The following is an 18878-nucleotide window of genomic DNA, read 5'->3' on the forward strand; positions in this document are numbered from 1 at the left end:
CCGCGATCTGGCACAACCGCAACACCGGCCGAACCATCACACGCTCGCTAACCGCCTACGACCACTAACCAAGCCTTCGGACTTACTCGTCTAGGGCATCACCGTCGATGCGGGCGAGCAGTCGGCGGACCGTCGCCTCCGAGGGCACCAGCCTCCGGGGCAGTATTGGATCGGGGCGCACGCCGAGTCGCTCCAGCACGTGCGGCGGCGCGTCCGCGATCCACTCGCCGACCGCCAGTAGCGAGGTGGCGCCGGTCAGCACCGCACACGCGGTCAGCGTGAGCACGATGGCCAGGGCATGGCGCACGCCGCGCGGGTCGCGTGGATCCGGCACCTGAGCCAGCCGCTCCAGCAGGCCGGGCACCTCCCCGGGCCCGACGTCGGACTGCTCGCGGAGCCGGTCAAGGGCAGGTGGAATCATGGATGATGCGTCGGCAGGCACGGTCTTCCAGGCAGGTCACGGGCGTAGAGCACTCCATGATCACGGGAGCCATCCCTGTATCGCCCCCCGGTCACAGCAACGTTGCAGCCTCGCCTGCCACCCAGGTCCGCCAGACACGACGGGTGTTCGGCAGGTCAGGGCGGTCAAGGAGCCAGAGCACATACCCGGCATGGCACCGGGCCCACGGACTGTCCGAATCAGCTGCCCGATCGAGCCTGGCCCGTAGATCAGCGCTGTCGACAGCCCGGGCAACCCGCACGTATTCGCGATCCTTGCAGCGATACGCCCGCTGGACGACGACCTCGACCAGGTCGGTGAGCTTCGCCTTGATCGTCTCCTCGTGGCGAGCACGGGCCACCTCCCGGATCAGGCGCTGCTTCGTACCCCACGCCTTCGCATGCTGCGTCCACTCCAGTGGGTACCTCGCCTCCCACTCCAGGAAGAGCAACACATAGGGCAGCCCCGGCCACGTCGCCAGATCCCTGCCCACAGGACCACCCCACACCCCATCAGGCAGCGAACGCCTCTGGGCTTGCTGATGCCTCCGGCGCGCCTGCAGAAAGGCTGGCTCGCGGTACTGCTCGTCCGCTCCCAGGGGTCGCGTCAGCAGCCACATCTCGTTGGACCGGGCGAGCGCGTCAGTGACCTTCCTCTGGGCCTCCACCAGATGGACGAGCGCTGCACCTCTCGCAGCCGGATCCTCCGCTATGAGTCCGAACGCCCAACCCAGTCGCTCAGCCCATACACAAGCGTCGTCCGCATCTGCACCTGCCTCTTCAGCCACGCACGGGATCATCTCCTAGCGCAGTCGGCTCGCTCCACCCGACAGTGCAGGGGAGACGCAAGGGCTCCGTGTCGGCGTCAGACATGAGCAGGAACCGCCCGCTCTCCCTCTCGTCATCTCAAGTGATCACGAAACGGACGCCCGCCGACTACGCCGAGGCCCTGTCCCAGACCCCTGCTGCCCCCGCCGGATTCTCCGGTGGGGGCAGCAGTTTAATTCCTCAGACATCCCTACGGGGAATCGTCCCAGCAAGGCATCTCAATCCTCGACCGGCACACCTCCGTGCGAGAAGTCGAGGGACTTAATTCCGATTTCTTCGATCCCTCTCGGATTGGATTCCCACGGCCGGAAACCAACAATCGGACGTGGAGACCCACCTCCCCAAGAATCCCAAGAATCCCAAGAATTGAAGTAGATCGAAGCTCTGACTATTGGCCCATAAGGACCAACCGCCACGGGCTCCCCAATCGACTGCTGGATGGCATCCAGCACTTGTCCCACCTGGTCAGCATCGACCCTCGCCTGAGTGCTCCAACAGCCGAGCCAGGCCACCGGCGGCAGTGATTCAGGGGACCGCAGGCATACCCAGGTCCTTTCGGGAAGCTCACCATCCCCACGCAGCACGAACGCCGTGAAGTGTACGGAGGACTCCAGTCGGACAGCCCATGCCTCCACTCGTTCCCTCCAATCATCATTTCAATGAGTGTATCCGGGTGCATCCGCCCATCCAGAACGCGGTTCCTTATCTCCTCGGTTCTGTTATTCCCGTCAGCAATATGCAGCCCGGATCCGGGAAGATTTACATCATCCCCAGGAGAGAATTCCCTGAACCCGGTAATGGGTTCACGCCCATTCGGCCCGCCGAATGGGATCAGGTCGTCATTACTCAGTCGCCGCTTCCGCACCTTCCTCGACCGGGCCGGACTCCGCCGCATCCGCTTCCACGACCTCCGCTACTCAACCGCCACCCTGCTCCTGGAACAGGGCGTCGAACTCGGCGTGATCAAGGGACTCCTCGGCCACGCCCACATACGCGTCACCGCCACCGTCTACGCCCACGTCCGACTCCGCCTCCAGCGCGACGCCATCGACACACTCGGCACCGCGCTCGGCAGCCGGGAGACCACCGAGACGGCCCGCTCCGGCGGCGACGAACCGCCCCCCGCGCCACTGGCGTCCACTGACGTTGCCGTCAACTACTGCCGTCAAACACCAAATCAGCCCCGCCAAGCACAGCTCGGCGGGGCTGATCTTTGCCACTGCATGATCCTTCTCATGGCGCGGCTGGGTCGAATCGGATAACGAATCCCATGCGGTCCATGAGAGCCAACGTTACGGAACCCGATACCTGAGACCCATCAAAAAGAACCGAAGAACCGGTCCCACCAACTCGGCTCCCCAGAACCGTGGAAACGCAAGAGAGTGGGCCCGCCATAGCTTCTTGTAAGAAGTTCTTCTGGAATCGTGATGTACCCCGATTCAGCAAGAACTTGCTCTACCTTCGCAAGGTCATTCGCGTCGAGCTCGCCCTCAGCGTGCGCTTCATCCGTACCCAAGAAGGCGCCAGGGTTATCGGCCGCCACCATTGCCAACGGCTGGAACTTGCTCACCAAGACAACAATCCTCGTCCCACAGACTGTGGCTTTCCCCGGCACTTCGATTCGTCCGTACTGAGCGGAGTCCTGGATGTCTCGATCGATTTCACAAGGCGTCGAGAAGCGAGAACCAACCTGCACAGCCAGACGGCTGAACGAAGCTGCGGCATCAGCTGCGTTGTAGTCAGCTGGCGTTTCTGGACATCCGGGATCATCCAAACGATGCAACAGTTCCATCAGATTCGCACCTCTCTCCATTAACCCTCCAATCATCGAAGACGCTACACCTGGATCGGGTGAACCATTTGCTCAGTGCGGGAACGCTGTGAGCACCTTCCCGGTGAGAGGTTCGTAACGCACTAGCATTCTCACCCCTCCCACTGACCCGATCACATTCTGAACCGCAGGTTCGCCCTTCCTGGTCTTCAGGGTTCTCTCGGCATGCACAGCAGATCCCCTGTACCAGGTCCTTTGACTGTTCGGACTCGTCACCACGTCAGCAACAGCATCCAAAATCTGGTCATCAGACCACCCCTTCGGGAAAGCGTCCTTACCCGGCGCCCCCGGGTACCTGTGACCATCAAGGATGTGATCCGCCCTCTCGTCACCGATCAGCTCCCGACCAATTCCGCAGTTGCTGTTGTGAACGAGTACCGGCGTCGCCCCCGCCACCGCATAGTACGTGTGCTCGCCGGCGGAGTCCGGCCCGGTCGAGGAAGGTGCGGAAGCGGCGGGTGAGGTTGGCCGGGTCGCGCGCGGTACGGCCGCCCGCCCGGCCCGCTCTCGGCTCCGCCACCGCGGGCCTGCCAGCGACCAGGCCGCGCAGAAACACGTAGCGGACCACCGGAAGCGCGGAGAAGGCCGGACGCGCCCGGACGACGAGCGCCAGGCCGACGGCGAGGCGGCTGCGGGGAGTTGGCCTGGGCGGAGGCCCGGAGGTGAGGTCGGTCGGCTCCGTGGGCTTTACCCACCTCCCGGGGCTGGGGCCCGCGTCAGGCAAGGCCAGGGGGCCACTCGTTCAAATTCCGGGCAGGCTCACGACCTGCCCGAGTTGCCGGGCCAGCGTACGGCCCCCTGACCATGCCCGACCCCAACCCGGGCAGGGCACCGGCCAAAGCCCACTCCACCGCCCTCACGTGCGTAGCCGTACTGACGGCTACGCCGACGGCAACACAGGTGCACAGCACGGCACTTCCACGTACGCGCACGGACCGGCTGGAATTTGCTGACCAGCGAAAATGAAGGTGACGCCCGCTCCGCCGCATCCGCTTCCACGACCTCCGCTACTCAACCGCCACCCTGCTCCTGGAACAAGGTGTCGACCTCGTCGTGATCAAAGAGCTCCTCGGCCACGCTCACATCGGCGTCACCGCCGGCGTCTACGCCCACATCCGACTCCGCCTCCAACGCCAAGCCATCGACACCCTGAGCGGCGCCCTGGGGCACACCGAGGGAACCCCTGACGAGCCGCCCGCCGCAACGCTCGTCCGCTGACGTTGCCGTCACCGTTGCCGTCAGACCACGCTGAAGCCCCACCAGGTGTTACCGGTGTTACCTGGCGGGGCTTCAGATTTGCACCCGTGGATTCACTCCCGGTGCCGCTGATTGGGCATCATCACCGAGGCGTCGCAACGAATCCGGAGCAGCTCCCTCTCTTACGGGAGAGGATCAGAGTGTATCGATTTCGTTCCCCTTCGAGTCAATGATCGCGTAGTCGCCGGGATAGGGGACCCAAACCCCAATCCCATTAGGCCACGAGACAATTTCAAGCGAGGCCACGTTTGAGATTGCGGTCCGGAGAAAGACCGCCTCACCGTTGCTCAGGGAGAAGGTGGTTCCTAGCGGCTCGAAGCACACCTCGACGCTTTCCCCTTGCGCCGCCGCAAATTTCAGGTCTACGACCTGCTCGTCCTTACTCACCCGACTATCTCCAAGCATCGATGATCTCCTGAGTCAGCACCACGCGCGCCGGTGCAGTCTTTCCACCCTTCCCTGCAAGCGCTGCACTCTGGTAGAAGTCCTGCAATTTCTCCGCGTCACCCCTGCTCGCCAACCCTCTCAATTCAGCCGGAGAGCGTGTTCCTATGAGGTGAGAGGGATCTCCAGAACCCCAGACGCGCCCGCCCACTTCTTGCAGGGTGCCACCTTCAAGTTTCGGAACGCCGACCCTGCCGCCCGGATTGGTGAGATCGGTGGCGTTCCCCTTGGAGTCGACCGAAAAGCGAGGATCACAGTTGCTGTTGTGTACCAGCACCGGCGTCTGCCCCGCCACCGCATAGTACGTGTGGAGGTCGTCGACCGTGAGGTTGTAGACCGTCCTTGGCTGCGTGTGGTGGCTGATCGCCGTGATCTGGGCCCAGGTGCCCGAGCTCGTGCGGAGCCACTGGCCCGGGTGGAGGTCGCCGGCGGGGGTCCATTCCTTCAGGTCGGGGAGCCAGAAGGGGTGGCCGTCGGTGGCGGTGATTTTGGCGGGCTTGCCGTTCTCGGTCGCGGCGGCGACCGTGATGTCCGTCAGGGACTTGTCGCCGGATCCCTGGATCAGGGTGGTGACCTCGCGCGGGCCGCTCTCGCCGGTTTCGGGGTCCGTCGCGAGGACCTTGTCGCCGACTCGTACGTCCTTGATCGGTTTGCGGGTGCCGTCCGCCATCAGGACCGGGGTGTCGCCGGTGAAGCTGTTCTTGCAGCCGACGCGGGCGAGCTTGCCGGCGCTGCCCGCTCCGCCGAGCATGCCGCCCAGGCAGCCGAGGGCCGCCGAGGAGCCGACCTGGCCCCAGTCGACCTTGCGGCCGGAGAGACGCTGGGTGAGCCAGTCGAGGCCGCCGTCGAAGGCCGCCCCGCCCACGCAGCCGATCAGGAGAGGGTTGTTGCCCGAGGGATCGGTGTACGTCGTCGGCGAACTCAGCGCGTACTGGTAGAGGTTGGTGCCGCCCGCGTAGCCGATCGGGTCCTGGGAGATGAACCGGCCGGTCTCGGGGTCGTAGTAGCGGTTGCGGTAGTGGAGCAGGCCCGTGCCGTCGTTCTCGCGGCCGGTGAAGGTGTACGGGTTGCTCGACTCGGCGCCCGACGCCGTGGGTTGGCCGTAGGGGTCGTAGGCGTAGCGGGTGGCGATCGTGCCGTCCTGGTCGGCGAGGCCGATGACCGTGCCGAGGGCGTCGGTCAGATAGATCTGGGTCCGGCCGCTCTCCGTGCGGGTGAGGTATTCGTCCAGGCCCGAGGTGGCCACCGTCGCCGTCGTCTCGCCCGAACCCGACTGTTCCACCAGGGGGTTGGAGTCGTCCGTGAGGAATCTCCGCGTGGTGTCGCCGAGCGTCCTGGCCGAACGCGTGCCCAGCGGGTCGTACGTGAACGTGCTGTTCCGACCGCCCGTTTCGGTCAGGCCGGTCAGCTCGCCCCGGGCGTTCCAGTCGTACGTCCGCTTGCCGTCGGACTTGAGCTGTCCCTCGGCGTCGTACGTGAAGGAGCGGCCGTTGAACGTCGTGAGCCGGTTGTCCTTGCCGTAGACCGCGCCCGACTCGGCCGCCGGGAGGGCGATGCTCGCGAGGGAGCCGGTCAGGCGGCTCTGGAGTCCTCGTTCGTCTCGGGTGTAGGTGAGGTCGCCGACGGTGGCCCCGGCGCGGGTGTAGGAGATGCCGGTGGTCGTACCGGTCTTGTCGTAGCCGGTGGTGCGGGTGAAACCGCCGGGCAGGGTCGCGGTCTTCTCGCGGCCCACCTCGTCCAGGCCGAAGGTGACGGCCTGGCCGCCGGTGGTGACCGAGGTGAGGATGCCGGAGGTGTCGTAGCCGTATGCCGTGGTCGTACCGCCGGCCGTCATCTCCTCGCGGCGGTCCGCGCCGTCGTAGTCGTAGCCGACGGTGCCGGTCGGGCCGGTGACCGACGTGGTCCGGTCGTAGGCGTCGTACGTGAAGGACTGCGTAGAGGGCTGCGTACCGGCCACCGTGTCGGTGACGGTCTTGGGCAGGTCGACGCCGTCATAGGCGTACGTGGTCGTCGACTGCGCCTGGCCCGCCGCGTCCACGCCGTACCTGGCGTTCTTGGCCCGGCCCAGCAGGTCGTACTCCGCGGTGGCGACCTGGCCCGTACGACTGGTGACCTTGGTCAGGTGCCCGGTCGGGTCATAGCCGAAGAGCGCCCGCGCCCCGAGCGGGTCGGTGGCCGACAGGGGGCGGTCGGCGGTGTCGTACTCCCAGGTGGTGGCGTTGTTCCTGGCGTCCGTCAGGGTGGTGAGATTGCCGTTGTCGTCGTAGTCGAGGGCGGTGGTGTGGCCGAGCGGGTCGGTGACCTTCCGCGCCTGGTTGAGCGCGTCGTAGGTGTGGGTCGTACGCGCGCCGGACGCGTCCGTCGTGACCACCGGCCGGCCCGCGGCGTCCAGGAACTGGCGGCCCGTGCCGCCCTCGGCGTCCTTGACCTCCGTCAACTCGCCGTAGTGGTAGGTGTATTCGGTGACCGCGCCGGACGCGTCGGTGACGGTCTCCACCTGCCCGTCGGAGGTGTGGGTGAGGGTGGTGGCCCGGCCCTCGGGGTCGGTCACCGTCCGGAGATCACCGGCGGAGTCGTAGTCGAGGGTCGTGATCTTGCCCAGCGGGTCGGTGAGGGCGGTCGGCTGGTCGTACGGGCCGTCGTAAACCGCCGTCCCGGACGTACGGGCCTGTGGTGTGCCCGCCAGTTCCTTCGCGGAGGTCACATGGCCGTTGGTGTCGTAGGTGAGTTCGGTGCGGCGGCCGTACGGGTCAGTGACCGCGTCGATCCGGTGGTAGGAGCCGCGTTCGTACACCGTCGTGCGCGCCAGCGTGCTGCCGTGCGCCTGGGTGTCCGATACGCCGTAGCCGTCCGCGTCGAACTCGACCCGGCGCACGGCGCCGCCCGGCTGTGTCACCGTCGCCGAGGTGATCTTGCCCGCGCCGTTCCGCGTGTACTCGAAGGAGTACTTCGCGCCCTCGGTGAGCGTCTGTTCCTTGACCCGGCCGTCCGTGTCGAAGGTGTTGGACATGTACGTGATGCCGCGGGCGTCGACGGCGGTCTTGATCCGGTTCGTGGTGCCGTCGTACGTGTACCGGCTGACCTTGCCCGCGGGGTCGGTCACCGTGTCGAGGCGTCCCGCGGTGTCGTAGGTGTACGCCGTGGTGCGGCCCGTGTTGTCGCGGGCGCTGACGATCCGGTGGCTGGTGTCGTATCCGAAGCTGATCCACCGGCCGCCCGGGGTCGTGACCTGGGTGATATCGCCCTTGGTGCCATTGAGCCGGCTGATCTTGAGCGTGTTGCCGTGCCGGTCCTGTATTTGCTGCAACGGCGCGTACTGCGGATACGTCCATATGCCGCCGTCGCGGAACCGAATCTCCCAGCGGCCGTTGCCGCCATAGATCTTGGATCCGCGGAACTCGCTCGGAGTGTCGAGAGGTTCGAAGACGGCGTCGTTCCAGCCGGTTCCGGGTGAGGTACGGGTGTAGTGGACCTTCGCCCCGCCGGGGAGATACAGGTCGACCTCGCGGTACGGCTGCGCCGAGTGGAGGAAGGAGTTGTAGATCAGATCGCGCCCGATTCCGAACGCTCGTTTGTATGTGTCGCCCTGCCAGTAGGTGCGGGTCACCTCGGCCGGGCCGAGCGGGTCGGAGACGGCGAGGTCGGTACGGGAGTCGGTGAGCATCCCGGTGGAGAGTTCGACCGGGTCGCCGGAGAGCCAGTCCAGTGTGTCCTTCAGCCAGGACGTCAGCCAGGGCGGCAGCTGGCCGGTGTTGAACATCGCGCCGTGGAAAGCCCATACGCGGGTCTTCGCGTCCGGCACCACCTGCTTTCCGTCCGCGGACACCCTGCCGTGTCCGTAGACGTACCAGCCCTTCTTCTTCGGGTCGTAGTCCATGAACTCGACCTCGGTGCCCGGGGCTTCGCGCGTGTAGTTGGGGTAGATGACCTGGGCGCCCTTGGGGAACACATACGTGCCGCCGGGCTGCACGGTGAAGAACACCGGCACGACGCTGTTCTTCGGCAGGGGGAACGGCGGCCGGTCGAGCGGAATCGCCGTGATTCCCAGCTCGGTGACCGGCCTGCCCTTCTCGTCACGGACCACGGACCCCTTCGGGATCCGTACCTCAAGTCCCGGAATGCTGGGGGTCTTCAGTACGACCTCGGTCTTCGCCGGGGCCGCGAAGCGGACGGTGTGCTTGGTGTCCAGCGGCGTCATCCACACCGGGAAACCGAGGTCGACCGAGCGCCCCGCCTCGGGGCGGATCCGGATGTCGAACCGGCCGTACTGGCGCTGCTCGGTGTTCGCGCTCGCGCCCTCGACCACCAGGGTCGTCGCCTCCGGACCGAACCCGGCGAGCAGGAACCGGCCGCGGGCGTCCGTACGTGTGGACGTGTCTCCCACCGAGACGGTGACCTTCGACAGCGGCTTGCCGTCGAGCTTCAGTACATGGCCGGTCAGCGCGGTGGAACCGGGCGGGGCGCGCAGCGCGGGCGGGGCCTTGGGCGCGGCCCCGCGTGCGGTGATCCAGTCCTGGCCCTGGAGGTTGTGCCTGCCTGGCCGCCAGGCGTCCGGGCCGCTCGGGTCAACACCCGGCGCCGCCTTCTCGGGTGCGTCCGCGCCGGCCGCGACGGCAGCGTCACCCTCGGCGTCCGCGACCGCCGTGCCCGCGGCGTCGGTGGGTGCCGCCTTCAAGGTCTGGGCGGTGAGCCCCAGGGTGTACGTGCCTGTCTTCAGCGCACCGGGATCGGCCGTCAGCGTGTAGAGACCGTCGGCCGGGAGCGCGGCGAGGGCGTACGAGAGGGTCGTGGCGCTCATGGAGCGCTCGTTGACCAGCCACTTGCCGTCGGGGCCGTGGACGGACAGGATCCACTCGGATGCCGGTGCCGCGATGCCCAGCGTGAGCTTCTGCCCCTTGGTGCCGGAGAAGGTGAAGTGACCGTGCCCGCCCGGGGTGGCGATCACCAGCGGCTTCTGCGGGCCGCCCACCGTCAGCGTTCCGCCGTCCACGTCCTTGACCAGGGTCGCCGTCGTACGTCCGGTGGCCGGCGCGTTCGGCTGCACCAGCACCCGGTGGGTGCCCGCGGTCAGCGGGGCACGCAGCGCGACGTCCAGATCCGTCGTACGCAGCGAGCCGATCGACACATCCGCCGAGGCTCCCGGCGGCAGATGCCGGACGCTCGACTGCGAGGTCAGCGTGGTGCCCGAGAACGCGACGGCGAAGCCGTCCCCGGCGGTCGCGTCCGTACGGAGCTCGGCCTGCTGCCCCGGCCGGGTGATGTCCACGGTGGCGGAGGGGGCGGCCGGGGTCAGCACCGCGGCGGGCGCGGGCTTCGACAGCCAGAGGGTGAGGGAGCCGGTGGCCGCGGCGGCGGGTGTCAGCAGCAGCGTGTACTTCTTGCCGGCCGTCAGACCGGTCAGGTAGTAGGCGCCGTCGGCGCTCTTGGTGAAGGAGCCGACGGTCTGCGCGGTCCCGCTCTCGGGGATCAGCCGGACATCGGTCGCCTGCGGAACGCTGTTGCCGGTGGCGGCGAAACCCAGTGACGCGGTGTCCGGCGCGGTGAACTCGGCCCGGACCCGCTGCCCGGCGCGTGCGAAGGACACCGGCACCGAAGGCCCGTCAGCCGTCAGCGGCGCCAGGACATCCGTGGACAGGGTCAGGGCGAGAGTCCCCCCGACGCCCTTGTTCGGGTCGATGATCACCTGATACGAGCCGGTCTCCGGCAGCACCGGCAGGTCGATCGTCGCAGGCTTGCCCGCGGCGACGATGTCGGCGTCGACGACGGCCGCGCCGCTCGGCGCGAGGACAGTCACCGCGACGGTCTCGGTGAAGGTGTTCCCCGTGATGCCCAGCGAGAGTTGCGTACCGGCCTGACCTTGGAAGGCCGACTCGGCGTTCTGTCCGAAGCGTCCGATGGTCGCCGTGCCGGGATCACCCGTGGTGGAGAGCGGGGCGAGCGCCACCGGACGGGAGAGTGTCAGCGTCAGCCGGCCGGTCGCCAGCGGGAGGTTCGGGAGTACGGCGATCGTGTACGTGCCCGACACCGGCAGTGCGGGACTGTCCCACTCGGCGGCCGAGTTGTCGGGGACCAGGAAGTATTCGAGCAGCGAGCCGTCCGGCCGGCGGATCTCCATCCGTACATGACTGCCGAACCCGGTGCCCGCCACGCCCAGTGACAGACGCTGTCCGGCCACCGCGGTGAACCGTGCCCGCCCGTCCTGTCCCGGCCGGTCGACCGCCAACTCGACCGCGGGAGCCGCCGGATCGATGGCTCCCGCGTCGGCGTAGTGCGAGCCGGTCACGCCGACCGTGCCGGTGGCCGCCGCGTCGGGGTCGAGTCTCAGCGTGTAGGTGCCCGATTGCGACAGGACGTCGACATCGATCCCGCCCGCGCCGTTCGCCGCGATGTAGCGGCTGCTGACCTGGCTGCCGTCGGGCCCGTACAGACGTGCGTACAGGCTCTTGCCCAGGGGCGCGGCATCGATGCCGAGACTGAGGGAGTCGCCCAGCAGCGCGGAGAAGGAGAGCTTGCCGTCCTGTCCGGCCCGGGACAGCGGTACCTGAGCCGTCGGTCCTGTCAGCTCCAGCAGTCCGGTCACCGGCTTGGACACGGTGACGGTGGCGGCGCCGAAGTTGGTCGATCCGGGCCTGAGGATCAGCGAGTACTGGCCCGCGAGAGGGAGATTCTCGACCTCCCAGTCCCCGGCCGTTCCGTTGAAACTGCCGTTGCTCCCGACCTTCTCGCCCTGGGGGTCGTACAGCTCAAGGGTGACGGACGAGTTGAAGGTGGCGTTGGTGAAGCCGAAGTTGATGTCGTCGCCCGGGTCGGCGTCGAAGAGCACCTGCGCCCGGTTGCCCGGCGTGGTGATCGAGGCGGTCGGTGGTGTGGCGTCCGAGACCGATGTGGTGACCGTGGACTCGATCTCCCCGCCGGCACCACTGGGGGTGATCCGGAAGCCTGTCGCGGTGGCGGTGCGGCCGTCGGGCGTCTCCACCTCGACCGGGCCGGTCGCGGCCCCGGCCGGGACCTTGACCGTGAGCGCGGTGGCCGTACGGGCGGTGACCTCCGCCAGAACGCCACCGCCGAACCGCACCACGTTCTCGGACGGCGTCGACGCGAATCCCGAGCCCGTCAGCACCACCGAGGCGCCCACGGCCCCGGCGACCGGGTCCACCGTGGAGAGCGACGGCGCGGGCGCCGCGAGCGTGAACGACTCCGGCGACTGGGCCGTGCCGCCGCCCGTCGTCACCGACACCACGCCGTTCCCGGCCGCCGCCGGGACCTTGACCTTCAGGCGGGTGGCGGACGCGGAGACGACCTCGGCCGTCTTTCCGCCGAACGAGACCGTGTTCGCGCTCGCCGTGGTGGAGAAGCCGGTGCCGGACAGGGTGATGGTCGCCCCGACGGCGGCGCGGGTCGGCACCAGCGACAGCACCGACAGATCGGCGGACGCGAACCGGTCGACGCCCAGCCGGTTCCCGGCCTCGTCGTAGCGGTAGCGGGCCGTCTCACCGGCCGGGTCCGTGACACCGATCAGACGGCCGGCCGCGTCGTACGCGTATACGGCATCGCTGACGGTCGGAGCCGCCGCGGCGGGGGTTGCCGTGGGCTTCGCCTCGGCGGGCGGCGGCGCTGATGAGGACACCCCCGGCGAGGGGCTGGGGGCCGGTGGCGGCGCCGCCTCGGCCGACACCAGGCCGACCGACAGCGCCAGCACCAGCGCGCCGACGGTCAACGACCGTCGGCGCGCGGACAGATGGACCCCGAAACGCTCGCCGTGCGTACGCACGCGCCCTCCCCAGAGCATCAAAAAGAGGCCACAGAAGGCCCACAACGCCCACACTCCCCACGCGGGCGGTCACAACGTACACACATTCCGTCACCACCGCACCCTCAATGTCGACAAGTCCATGCCAACGTCGGAAGGTCGGCACCCGGCGACTCCTCGCAGGTCAGAGGTCCGGCACGGAGTCCGCCGGGCGGCGGTGGGACGTTCCCGGGCATGGGGGACACTGGAGCGCGTACAGCGCGTACCGCGTACCGCGGGTACGACAACAGCCCAAGCGCCCACGCCACCCACGACGCCTCGACAGGAGCCGCCCCCCATGCCCCGCCTCGCTCAGTACGCCCTCGCCGTCTGCGTCCTCACCGTCGCCGCGGCCGTCTTCTCCTTCATCCGGGGGAACTGGCTCGGCATCGTGTGGGTGCTGCTGGCCGGGCTGTCGTCCAACATGGCCTGGTACTACGTACGCAAGGCGAAGGCCGAGCGCGCGGCCCGTACGGCGACGGCCACGGGGTGACGGCGGCCCGTACGGCGACCGCCACGGGCTGACGGCGCGGGTCGGGTGGCGGGCGCCCCGTGCCGTCGTTGCCCGCGCCTCCCCCTGTACGTACGTCCCTGCACGTCCGGTACGTACGTCCCTACACGTCCGTCACACGCAGGCCCGCGTGCGCCTTGTACCGGCGGTTCACCGAGATCAGGTTGGCCACCAGCGACTCCACCTGGTGGGCGTTGCGCAGCCGGCCCGCGAAGACCCCGCGCATGCCCGGGATACGGGCCGCCAGCGCCTGGACGAGGTCGGTGTCCGCGCGTGCCTCGCCCAGCACCATCACATCCGTGTCGATCCGCTCGACCGCCGGGTCCTGGAGCAGCACCGCGGAGAGATGGTGGAAGGCGGCGGTCACCCGCGAATCCGGCAGCAGGGCGGCGGCCTGCTCGGCGGCGCTGCCCTCCTCCGGCTTCAGCGCGTACGCGCCCTGCTTGTCGAAGCCCAGCGGATTGACGCAGTCGACGACGAGCTTGCCCGCCAGTTCCTCCTTGAGGGATTCCAGGGTCTTGGCGTGTCCCTCCCAGGGCACGGCGACGATGACCACGTCGCTGCGGCGGGCGCACTCGGCGTTGGCCAGGCCCTCGACGCCGTTGCCCAGTTCGGCCGCCGCCGTCTCGGCCCGCTCGGCGACCCGGGATCCGATGATCACTTTCTGTCCGGCCCGCGCCAGCCGGTAGGCGAGCCCGCGCCCCTGGTCGCCGGTGCCGCCCAGTACCCCGATGACGAGACCGGAGACATCCGGGAGGTCCCAGGGGTCCTTGGCGGGGGGCTTGGGGGTGCTGCCACTGTCCGTTGAAGTCATGGTCACGACCCTACTTCCCGGTACAAGGGCACGTTCGGGTGAGCCGTCTCCGACCGCCCGCGCCGCGCGGCCGACTGCGGCAGGATGCGGGCCCATGGATGCCGTACGCGTCGCACTGCTGCGTGAAGTACTCGCCGAAACGCAATGGCCGTCCGCGACCCGCCGGTTCGCGGGGGCGCTGCGTACCTCCGTCGTGTCGCAGGGCGGCGGGCTGCTGCTCGTCGGGACGGCGGAGTACGAGCCGTGGCATCTCACCGCGCATCTCGTGGACGAGGCGGCGTGGTCGGGACAGCCGGAGCTGACGCCCACGCTGGTACGGCACCGGGTGCGCGCCGGGGACCCGGCGCATCTGGCGGTCGGCCTGAAGCGTCTTGAGGCGGCCGGCCGGGGCGAGACGCTGCTCGTGGTGGCGCCGGAGCGGCCGGGCACCGGCCTGCTCGAACGAGTTCACGGCGCGCGCCGGGCCGGGGCGACGGTGCTGTCGCTGGACGGCGGGGACGCGGAGATGCGCGGGCTGGCGCACGAGGCCCTGTCGGTGGCGGCGGCGGACGCGCCGGGGGCGGCGGGGGCGGCGCACGGCGTGGATCTGGACACGGTGCAGCATCTGGTGAGCGCGGCGGCCGGGGAGAACAGCCTGCCGGGGCCGCGCGGGCGGCGGCGGTTCCGGGACCGGCTGTCCCGGCTGGCCGACCAGCTGACGGCGCCGCCGCCCGCCCGCTGGTAGCCCGCACGCTGGTAGCCCGCCCGCTGGTAGCCCGCCCGCTGGTAGCCCGTCTGTGGGTCGGTCAGCCAGAATTCGTTTGCCCGATCCACCCGTCCACACCGAACATGGCCTTTTGTGACCAAAAAGCTCGGCGCGATACTGCCGGATCTCTCCCCGCTCCGTTCCTCCCGGGAATTCCGGCTGCTCTGGGTGCAGGGGCTGGTGACGAACTTCGGCAGCTTCATGGCGATGATCGCGCTGCCGCTCCAGATCAAGGACCTCACCGAATCGCCGCTCGCCGTCGGCGCGATGGGCGCGGTGGAGCTGGTGCCTCTGGTGATCTTCGGGCTGTACGGCGGCGCGCTCGCCGACGCCGTCGACCGGCGCAAGGTCATCCTGCTCACAGAGGCGGGGCTCGGCCTGCTCGCCGTCATCCTGCTGGTGAACGCGCTGCTTCCCGAGCCACTGCTGTGGCCGCTGTACGTGGTGGCGGCCGGGGTGTCCGCGCTGGCGGGGCTGCAACGCCCGGCGCTGGACTCGCTGATGGCGCGGATCGTCCCGCACGACCAGCTCACCGCGGCCGCCGCGCTCAACGCCCTGCGCTGGCAGCTCGGCGCGATCGCGGGGCCCTCGCTGGCCGGTCTGGTCGTCGCGTACGCCGGTCACGGCCCGGCGTACGGGGTGACGATCCTGGGCTTCGCCGTCTCCGTACTGCTCTGCCTGCGGCTCTCGCCCGCGCCCGCCGCGCATGACGCCCAGGCGCCGTCCCTGCGGGGCATCGTGGAGGGGGCCCGTTACGCGTGGAGCAGACCGGTGCTGCTGGGGACGTACGCGATCGATCTGGCCGCCATGTTCTTCGCGTTCCCGAACACGGTCTTCCCGTTCCTCGCGGACGATCTCAACGCCGAGTGGTCGCTCGGTCTGATGTACGCGGCGGGGTCGGTCGGCTCGGTCGTCCTCAGCCTGACCAGCGGCTGGACCTCACGGGTCCGCAGACATGGCCTGTTCGTGGTGTTCGGCGCCGCGGGCTGGGGGCTGGCGATCACGGCCGCGGGGTGGTTCTCGAACATCTGGGTGGTGCTGGTCTGTCTGGGGTTCGCGGGCGCGGGCGACATGCTCAGCGGTCTGGGCCGCTCGACCATCTGGAACCAGACGATCCCGGAGGAGCTGCGTGGCCGGCTCGCGGGAATCGAGGTGCTCTCGTACAGCGTCGGACCGCAGCTCGGCCAGATCCGCGCGGGCACGATGGCGGGCTGGACGGGCACCCGCCCCGCGATCTGGAGCGGTGGGCTGGCCTGTCTGACCTCGGTGGGGCTGCTCGCGGCGGTGCTGCCGAAGCTGGTCACTTACGACTCGGAGACGGACGAGGACGCCCTACGCCGCCGCGCCCAGAAGGAAGCGGCGACGGCGACGACGGCCTGACCCCGCCGGGCGGACGGGACCACGAAGTGCGGGCGGGGACCCGTCGGACGTACGTGATCCGGTGGCCGGTGGCCGTACGTGATCCGGTGGCCGTACGGGATCCGGTGGCCGGCCGGGACCCCTCAGCCGGACGGGTTCGTGTCCTTCCCGCTCACGGACCCACCCTCGGAATCGCCCGCGGACTCGCCCTCGGACGCGTCGTGCCAGCGCGGATCCGTATCCCACTCCAGATTGCGTTCCTGAGCCGTCCGCATCGCGTGCTCCGCCTCCTGGCGGCTCGCGTACGGCCCGAAGCGGTCCTTGGCGGGGCACTCGGGCCCCTCCTCGACCTTCTGGTGCTTCAGGCAGTAGTACCACTCGCCGGGCTTGCCGACCGTGCGCTTCTTGAACAGGGCCATCATCGGCTCCTTCCTCTGACGCCATGCTGCCCCACCGGCGCTCGTTAGACTCGCCAACATGTCTGGCCAGTCACTCCTCGTACCAGGGGAGCTCTCTCCCGTCCGCTCCGTCCCCGGCGGAATCCGGCGCCCCGAATACGTCGGGAAACCCGCTCCCACCCCGTACACCGGGCCGGAAGTGCAAACCGCGGAAACCATCGAGCTGATGCGGATCGCGGGCCGCGTCGCCGCGCAGGCGATGGAGGAGGCCGCGAAGCACATCGCGCCCGGCGTCACCACGGACGAGCTGGACCGGGTCGCGCACGAGTTCATGTGCGACCACGGCGCCTATCCGTCGACGCTCGGCTACCGCGGCTTCCCCAAGTCCCTCTGCACCTCGGTCAACGAGGTCATCTGCCACGGAATCCCGGACTCCACGGTGCTCCGCGACGGCGACATCGTGAACCTGGACGTGACCGCGTACCTCAACGGGGTGCACGGGGACAACAACGCCACCTACTTCTGCGGGGATGTCGACGAGGAGTCGAAGCTTCTGGTGGAGCGGACCCGCGAGGCGTTGAACCGCGCCATCAAGGCTGTACGGCCCGGGCGCCAGATCAATGTGATCGGGCGGGTCATCGAGTCGTACGCCAAGCGCTTCGGCTATGGCGTCGTCAGGGACTTCACCGGCCACGGGATCAATTCGTCGTTCCACTCCGGGCTGATCATCCCGCACTACGACAGCCCGCACGCCACCACCGTCATCCAGCGGGGCATGACCTTCACCATCGAGCCGATGCTCACGCTCGGTACGTACGAACACGACATGTGGGACGACGGCTGGACCGTCGTGACCAAGGACCGCAAGCGGACCGCGCAGTTCGAACACACGCTGGTGGTGACGGAGACGGGGGCCGAGATTCTCACGCTTCCCTGAGGTTGCCGGCCGCTGTGAGCGGGGTAGCGTTTTTACCGACAGGACGTCGGGAACCAGTTGACTTAGGTAAGCCTAAGTAAGAGTATCGGTCCTGGCGGCCGCCCGTGCCGCCGACGCCGGTATCCGCCTGCTCCCGTCCCCCTCGGTCTCCGGAGGCCCGCTTTGAACGCAACCGCCACCCCGTTCTCCACGCTCATCCGCGTCGCCTCGCACGCGCAGCACACGGAGGCGGAGACGTCGACGTTCATGAGCGATCTGCTGGGCGGCCGGCTCGGGGTGGACGCGTACACGCGCTACACCGAGCAGCTGTGGTTCGTGTACCGCGCGCTGGAGGGCGCCTCGGAGTCGCTGCGAGCGAACCCGGTCGCGGGGCCCTTCATCCGGCATGAGCTGGCGCGCACGCCCGAGCTGGAACGCGATCTGGCACATCTGCGCGGGGCGGACTGGCGTACGGGCCTGGAGCCGCTGCCCGCGACCGCCGCGTACGCCGCGCGGGTCGAGGAGTGTGCGCACGACTGGCCGGGCGGCTTCGTGGCGCACCACTACACCCGCTATCTCGGGGACCTCTCCGGCGGCCAGATCATCCGCGACAGGGCGGAGAAGACCTGGGGCTTCGCCCGCAAGGGCGACGGCGTCCGCTTCTATGTCTTCGAGGGGATCGCCAATCCGGCCGCGTTCAAGCGGAGTTACCGCGAGCTGCTCGACCGGGTGGCGGCGGACGATCTGGAGAAGCAGCGGATCATCGACGAGTGCAAGCGCGCGTTCGACTTCAACGGAGCGGTGTTCCGGGAGTTGGGCGCGCGGTTCCCGCTGAGCGCGTAAGCGCGGCGCGCGCCGCGCCGTGCGGTCAGCGGTCAGCGGTCAGCGGGCCTGCGTGGCCGTGAGCAGCCGCACCCGGCCGCCGATCTCGATCGATCCGTCAGGGCCGGGGGCCGTGATCAGCTGCGACCCCCGGCCCTGTGTGATGTTCAGGGCACGGCCCAATGCCGCCGTGAGCAGCAGCGCCGCCGCGCCGGTCGCCTCGTCCTCGGCGATGCCGTCGTCACGGCGCGGGAAGGCGCGGGCCCTGACCCGGCCGGCGGCCTCGTCCTCCCAGGCCCAGGCGTAGAGCCAGCCCTCGCCCGGCGGCGGGGCGGGCAGCGCGTCGACCTCGGCGGCCGAGGCGTACCGCCGGAGCGTGCGCGGCGGCGCCCATTCGGGGCGGGCGGTGATCCAGGTGAACTCGCCGTCCTGGCGCACCCACACCTCGCCCGCGGGCGGGTTCACCGTCTCCAGATCCAGCAGCCAGGCCGCGCCGACGAGCGGATGCCCGGCGAAGGGCAGCCGCAGCCCCGGCGTATAGATGTCGACCACACCGCGCTCGGGGTCGTCGACGAACACCGTCTCGCTGTAGCCGAGCCGGGCCGCGATGGCCTGCCTGGCCGCCCGGTCGGGGTGGCGACGCCCCTCGCGGACGACACCGAGCGTGTTGCCGTGCCGGCCGTCGGCCCCGCAGAAGACGCTGAGTACGTCGATGTCGCTCACGCA

At 69.0% G+C, this 18878-nt stretch carries 13 protein-coding genes and 2 pseudogenes; 7 read left to right on the plus strand and 8 right to left on the minus strand.

What is annotated here, in order from left to right:
• Positions 1 to 82 precede the first annotated feature (82 nt).
• Positions 83 to 421: a transposase family protein gene (locus ABTZ59_RS00005; RefSeq protein ID WP_351386759.1), complete on the minus strand. Its 339-nt coding sequence runs from the start codon at positions 419 to 421 to the stop codon at positions 83 to 85.
• A gap of 91 nt (positions 422 to 512) precedes the next feature.
• Positions 513 to 1226 carry a hypothetical protein gene (locus tag ABTZ59_RS00010; RefSeq protein ID WP_351386766.1) on the minus strand — a complete coding sequence of 238 codons (714 nt, stop codon included), beginning with the start codon at positions 1224 to 1226 and terminating at the stop codon, positions 513 to 515.
• Positions 1227 to 2111: 885 nt separating this feature from the next.
• On the opposite strand from ABTZ59_RS00010, the pseudogene ABTZ59_RS00015 reads away from it, so the two are divergent.
• A pseudogene (locus ABTZ59_RS00015) lies at positions 2112 to 2387 on the plus strand (tyrosine-type recombinase/integrase); the annotation flags it as partial.
• Between the two features lie 197 nt (positions 2388 to 2584).
• Here ABTZ59_RS00015 and ABTZ59_RS00020 read toward each other — a convergent pair.
• Complete coding sequence (locus ABTZ59_RS00020; protein WP_351386771.1) at positions 2585 to 3058, minus strand: hypothetical protein; 474 nt, start codon at positions 3056 to 3058, stop codon at positions 2585 to 2587.
• Between the two features lie 1017 nt (positions 3059 to 4075).
• Between ABTZ59_RS00020 and ABTZ59_RS00025 the strand changes: the two are divergent.
• Positions 4076 to 4315, plus strand: a pseudogene (locus ABTZ59_RS00025) (tyrosine-type recombinase/integrase); the annotation flags it as partial.
• A 174-nt stretch (positions 4316 to 4489) separates the two neighbouring features.
• Here the strand turns inward: ABTZ59_RS00025 and ABTZ59_RS00030 are convergent.
• Complete coding sequence (locus ABTZ59_RS00030; RefSeq protein ID WP_351386776.1) at positions 4490 to 4741, minus strand: hypothetical protein; 252 nt, start codon at positions 4739 to 4741, stop codon at positions 4490 to 4492.
• A gap of 4 nt (positions 4742 to 4745) precedes the next feature.
• Complete coding sequence (locus tag ABTZ59_RS00035) at positions 4746 to 12569, minus strand: RHS repeat-associated core domain-containing protein (protein ID WP_351386782.1); 7824 nt, start codon at positions 12567 to 12569, stop codon at positions 4746 to 4748.
• 316 nt (positions 12570 to 12885) lie between these two features.
• Between ABTZ59_RS00035 and ABTZ59_RS00040 the strand changes: the two genes are divergently transcribed.
• Entirely contained in the window at positions 12886 to 13080 is a 195-nt protein-coding gene (locus tag ABTZ59_RS00040; protein WP_351386793.1) for a hypothetical protein, read from the plus strand.
• Positions 13081 to 13201: 121 nt separating this feature from the next.
• On the opposite strand, the gene npdG is transcribed toward ABTZ59_RS00040, so the two are convergent.
• Positions 13202 to 13912: an NADPH-dependent F420 reductase gene (gene npdG / locus ABTZ59_RS00045; protein ID WP_351386800.1), complete on the minus strand. Its 711-nt coding sequence runs from the start codon at positions 13910 to 13912 to the stop codon at positions 13202 to 13204.
• A 94-nt stretch (positions 13913 to 14006) separates the two neighbouring features.
• Here npdG and ABTZ59_RS00050 point away from each other — a divergent pair, with 94 nt between their 5' ends.
• Positions 14007 to 14636: a hypothetical protein gene (locus ABTZ59_RS00050; protein WP_351386806.1), complete on the plus strand. Its 630-nt coding sequence runs from the start codon at positions 14007 to 14009 to the stop codon at positions 14634 to 14636.
• Between the two features lie 114 nt (positions 14637 to 14750).
• Positions 14751 to 16037, plus strand: a complete 1287-nt coding sequence (locus tag ABTZ59_RS00055) for an MFS transporter (protein ID WP_351386816.1) — start codon at positions 14751 to 14753, stop codon at positions 16035 to 16037.
• A gap of 122 nt (positions 16038 to 16159) precedes the next feature.
• Here the strand turns inward: ABTZ59_RS00055 and ABTZ59_RS00060 are convergent, their stop codons facing one another.
• Complete coding sequence (locus ABTZ59_RS00060; RefSeq protein WP_351386820.1) at positions 16160 to 16435, minus strand: hypothetical protein; 276 nt, start codon at positions 16433 to 16435, stop codon at positions 16160 to 16162.
• A gap of 58 nt (positions 16436 to 16493) precedes the next feature.
• On the opposite strand from ABTZ59_RS00060, the gene map reads away from it, so the two are divergent.
• Positions 16494 to 17351, plus strand: a complete 858-nt coding sequence (gene map / locus ABTZ59_RS00065; RefSeq protein ID WP_351386827.1) for a type I methionyl aminopeptidase — start codon at positions 16494 to 16496, stop codon at positions 17349 to 17351.
• A gap of 162 nt (positions 17352 to 17513) precedes the next feature.
• Entirely contained in the window at positions 17514 to 18173 is a 660-nt protein-coding gene (locus ABTZ59_RS00070) for a biliverdin-producing heme oxygenase (RefSeq protein ID WP_351386831.1), read from the plus strand.
• 39 nt (positions 18174 to 18212) lie between these two features.
• On the opposite strand, the gene ABTZ59_RS00075 is transcribed toward ABTZ59_RS00070, so the two are convergent.
• Positions 18213 to 18875: a PhzF family phenazine biosynthesis protein gene (locus tag ABTZ59_RS00075; protein ID WP_351386835.1), complete on the minus strand. Its 663-nt coding sequence runs from the start codon at positions 18873 to 18875 to the stop codon at positions 18213 to 18215.
• Between the last annotated feature and the right edge of the window lie 3 nt (positions 18876 to 18878).

Origin of the sequence: Streptomyces sp. NPDC094034, assembly GCF_040303865.1 — a bacterium.
Taxonomy (GTDB): Bacteria; Actinomycetota; Actinomycetes; order Streptomycetales; family Streptomycetaceae; genus Streptomyces.